Origin of the sequence: Streptomyces sp. WELS2 (genome assembly GCF_013870595.1) — a bacterium.
In the GTDB taxonomy this organism is placed as follows: Bacteria; Actinomycetota; Actinomycetes; order Streptomycetales; family Streptomycetaceae; genus Streptomyces.
In genome coordinates, this window is sequence record NZ_JACBWZ010000628.1 from 1 (window position 1) to 3,737 (window position 3,737).

Below are 3,737 nucleotides of genomic sequence, written 5' to 3' on the forward strand. Positions count from 1 at the left end.
CGGTCGGCACCCTGTCCGGCGGGCAGAAGCGCCGCGTGGAGCTGGCCCGCATCCTGTTCGCCGGGACCGACCGCACCCTGCTGCTGGACGAGCCGACCAACCATCTCGATGCCGACTCGCTCGCCTGGCTGCGTGCCTTCCTCCGGGCCCACCAGGGAGGTCTGGTGGTGATCAGCCACGACACGGCCCTGCTCGCCGACGTCGTCAACCGCGTCTTCCACCTGGACCCGGCCCGGGCGACGATCGACATCCACAACACGGGCTGGCGCACGTACCTCACCCGGCGCGAGGCGGACGAGCGCCGCCGCACCCGGGAGCGGGCGAGCGCCGAGCGCAAGGCCGCCGCGCTGCACGCCCAGGCCGACCGGATGAAGGCCCGCTCCGCCACCGCCACGATGGCCCGCAGCATGGCCCGGCGCGCGGACCGGATGCTGGCCGGGCTGGAGCCGCGGCGGCGCGCCGAGAAGACCGCGCGGATCCGGCTGCCCGAACCCGCTCCCTGCGGGCGGACGCCGCTCGGCGCCATCAGCCTCGCCAAGTCCTACGGCGGCCACCGCGTCCTCGCCGGGGTGGACCTCGCGGTGGACCGGGGCAGCCGGCTGGTGGTGCTCGGGCTGAACGGCGCCGGCAAGACGACCCTGCTGCGGATCCTGGCCGGTGCCGAGCGCCCCGACACCGGGCGGGTGGTGCACGGGCACGGGTTGCGGCTGGGCTACTTCGCCCAGGAGCACGACACGCTCGACCCCGGGCGCACGGTCCTGGAGAACCTGGCCCTGGCCGCACCGCACCTGCCCCCTGGCGAGGCCCGGCGTGTCCTGGGCGCGTTCCTGTTCACCGGGGACGACGCCGACAAGCCCGCCGGCGTGCTGTCGGGCGGCGAGAAGACCCGGCTGGCGCTGGCCGGCCTGGTCCACTCCGGGGCGAACGTGCTGCTGCTGGACGAGCCGACCAACAACCTCGACCCGGCCTCCCGCGCCGAGGTGCTGGACGCGGTCGACTTGTATCCCGGCGCGATCGTGATGGTCACCCACGACGTGGGCGCCATCGACGCCCTGCGCCCGGACCGGGTCCTGCTGCTGCCGGACGCGGACGAGGACCTGTGGAGCGAGGACTACCGCGACCTGGTCGCCCTGGCCTGACCCGGGGCGGGTGCCGGGCCGGGGCACGGGGGCCCGCCGGCCTCTCCCGGCCCGGAGGGCGTCCCGGGCGTCCGGTGGGACGGGCCCCGTACGGCGGTCAGAAGTGCGTGCCGCCGTCGACGCGGATCTCGGTCCCGGTGATGAACGCGCCGTCCCGCGAGCCGAGCATCGCCACGACGGAGGCCACCGTCTCCGGGCCGGCGAACCCCTTGCCGAGCGCCGGGGAGAGCTTCGCGAACAGGCTCATGTCGGCGTCGGCGGGCAGCCCCGGTCCCTTGCTCTGTCCGCTGGCGCCGCTGCCGTCGGTCATGCCGCTGGATATGGAGCCGGGCTGCACGGCGGTGAAGCGGATGCCCCGGCCCGCGTACTCGGAGGCGAGCGCGTGCGTCATCGACTGGATGCCGCCCTTGCTCGCCGCGTACGCCGCCATATAGGGGTGCGCGAAGACGGCCGAGGTGGAGCTGAAGTTGACGACGGCCGCGTCCCGGCCCGCCAGCAGGGCCGGGATCGCCTCGCGGATCACGAGGAACGTGCCGACGAGGTTCACCTGCAGGACACGGGTGAACTCCTCCAGGCTCGTCCGGTGCGAGTGCGAGGAGCGCAGGATCCCGGCGGCGTTGACCAGCACGTCCAGCCCGCCGAGCGTGGCCGTCGCGGCGGCGACCCCGGCGCGTACGGAGGCCTCGTCGGCGACGTCGATGACCAGGGTGGTGAGCCGGTCCGCGTGCCCGGCCGCCTTCTCCTCGGTGTCCCGCAGCCCCTGCTCGCTCACGTCCGCGGCCACCACGCTGCCGCCCTCGGCGAGGACGCGCAGCACGGTGGCCTGGCCGATGCCGGAGCCGCCCCCGGTGATCAGCACGCGGCGGCCTTCGTAGCGGTTCATGTGTGTCTCCTGCCCGGCCCGCCGGGGTGCGGCGGACCCTGTGCGACGCCGGTTCTCTTGCCGTCCGACGCCCGATGGCCTTCACGGTACGCCTTGGTGGCACGATTTGCCATTTCGTCATGGCGTGCCGTCTCGGCTCACCGGGCCGTACTCTTCTGGGATGAGCACCAAGCCGTCCGCCTCCCTCACCGAGCGCCGCAAGGCCGCGACCCAGCTGGACATCGCCCACGCGGCGGCGGAACTGTTCGCTGCGCAGGGACCGCACGCGACCACCGCCGAGGAGATCGCCCGGCACGCGGGCGTCGCGCTGCGCACCTTCTACCGCTACTTCCGTTCCAAGCAGGACGCGGTGAGCCCCCTGCTCGCGGCCGGGGCCGACCGGTGGCGGGCGCTGCTGGAGGCGGCCGAACCCGGGGCCGGTCTGCTCCGGGCGCTGGGGACGGCGGTGGAGGAGTCGCTGGCGGCACCCGACGAGGAGGCCGCCGCGGCGCTGGAGCGGACCCGGGGACTGCTGCGGGCCGCCGCGGACGATCCCGCGCTGCGCGCGGTGTGGTACCGGGTGAACCAGGAGTCGGAGGAACGGCTCGTCCCGGTCGTCGCCCGGCTGGCGGACGGACACCTGGAGGCCCTGCAGGTGCGCCTGGTCGCGGCGGCGGCCACGGACGCGATCCGCATCGCGCTGGAGACCTGGGCCGTCACGGAGGCGGGCGTCACGGGCGAGGGCTCGCCGGCCGCCCTCGCGCTCCGGTGCCTACGCCAACTCCTCGGCGGAATGGAGGAGTTGCCGTCGGTCCGCGAACCGTAGGACGGCCGGCGGCCGGCCGGTGTCCCGGTAGGTGCCGACGTGGGCGGCGATGTCGTAGGCGGCGAGGGGGGGCGGTCCAGAGGACAGGTCGTAGACCGTGCCGTCGTCGCAGCCGGCGTAGATCCCGGAAGTCGCCGGCAAGGCCCCGGGCGTCCGCGTCCGGACCGGGGGCGCACCGGGTGATGTCGCCTGCCCGGCCCCTGGCGGGTCGCTCCCGACCGTCTTCGGCGGTGGAGCTCAGGGGGTCATCGCGCGGGCGCGGGGGCGGCCTTCTTCCGGGCGCGGTAGGCGGCGGCCTTGATCTTGTTGCCGCAGGACTCCATGCCGCACCACTGGCGTCGCATGCCCCGGGAGCGGTCGATGTAGACCCGCGTGCACTCGGGGTTGCCGCACTCCTTCATGAGCGGGACGTCCGGGCCGCTGAGCAGTTCGACGGCCTGCCGCGCGACGGTCGCCAGGGCCTGCGCCGGGGTGGCCTCGTTGTGCCGGCCCGCGATGGTGAGCTGCGGTGTCACCGGCGTCTTGCGCGCCGCGGCGTTGACCACGGCGAGTGCCTCGCGGTCGAACTCCGCACCGAGGCGGCGGTTGGTGACGAGGCGGTAGACGGCCTCGCGCACGGTGGTCGCCTCCCGCACGTCCGACTCGTCGGCGGGTGTGATCGTGTCCACGAGTCCGCACTCCAGGTACCAGGCGTTGAGCCGGTCCGGCGTCACGAACATCTCGAACCGGGTCGAGCGCCGGGCGCGCAGGGTCGCCGCGAAGTCGAGGGCCGGGTGTCCGCATACGAAGACGTGATCAGGGTTCACGTCACCATCTTGACAGGTGACTGACGGAGAGTGCAAGAACCCGTCACCGCTCCGGGTGGTGCCGTGCAACGGGTGCGGCACCACCCGCGGTGCCTCCGGCTCAG

General features: G+C 74.3%; 5 protein-coding genes. 2 read left to right on the forward strand and 3 right to left on the reverse strand.

Translation table 11 applies throughout. The features are described 5' to 3' along the window. Positions 1-1,139, forward strand: a 1,139-nt coding sequence (locus H5J33_RS26985) for an ABC-F family ATP-binding cassette domain-containing protein (protein WP_181797452.1), incomplete at its 5' end; no start/stop codon positions are given. 97 nt (positions 1,140-1,236) lie between these two features. Here the strand turns inward: H5J33_RS26985 and H5J33_RS26990 are convergent. Then, the gene (locus H5J33_RS26990) at positions 1,237-2,022 is read right to left on the reverse strand and encodes an SDR family NAD(P)-dependent oxidoreductase (RefSeq protein ID WP_181797453.1); all 786 of its coding nucleotides are present in this window, start codon (positions 2,020-2,022) and stop codon (positions 1,237-1,239) included. 160 nt (positions 2,023-2,182) lie between these two features. Between H5J33_RS26990 and H5J33_RS26995 the strand changes: the two genes are divergently transcribed. Beyond that, positions 2,183-2,827 carry a TetR/AcrR family transcriptional regulator gene (locus H5J33_RS26995; RefSeq protein WP_181797454.1) on the forward strand — a complete coding sequence of 215 codons (645 nt, stop codon included), beginning with the start codon at positions 2,183-2,185 and terminating at the stop codon, positions 2,825-2,827. Here the strand turns inward: H5J33_RS26995 and H5J33_RS27000 are convergent. Continuing rightward, positions 2,774-2,968 carry a hypothetical protein gene (locus H5J33_RS27000; protein ID WP_181797456.1) on the reverse strand — a complete coding sequence of 65 codons (195 nt, stop codon included), beginning with the start codon at positions 2,966-2,968 and terminating at the stop codon, positions 2,774-2,776. The two genes, H5J33_RS26995 and H5J33_RS27000, sit on opposite strands and share 54 nt — an antisense overlap. 104 nt (positions 2,969-3,072) lie before the next feature. Then, entirely contained in the window at positions 3,073-3,633 is a 561-nt protein-coding gene (locus H5J33_RS27005) for an ABATE domain-containing protein (protein ID WP_181797455.1), read from the reverse strand. Positions 3,634-3,737 lie beyond the last annotated feature (104 nt).

Excerpts from the sequence above, each read along its gene's own strand:
- H5J33_RS26990 (WP_181797453.1), bottom strand. The coding sequence starts at position 2,022 with ATGAACCGCTACGAAGGCCGCCGCGTGCTGATCACCGGGGGCGGCTCC.
- H5J33_RS26995 (WP_181797454.1), top strand. The coding sequence starts at position 2,183 with ATGAGCACCAAGCCGTCCGCCTCCCTCACCGAGCGCCGCAAGGCCGCG.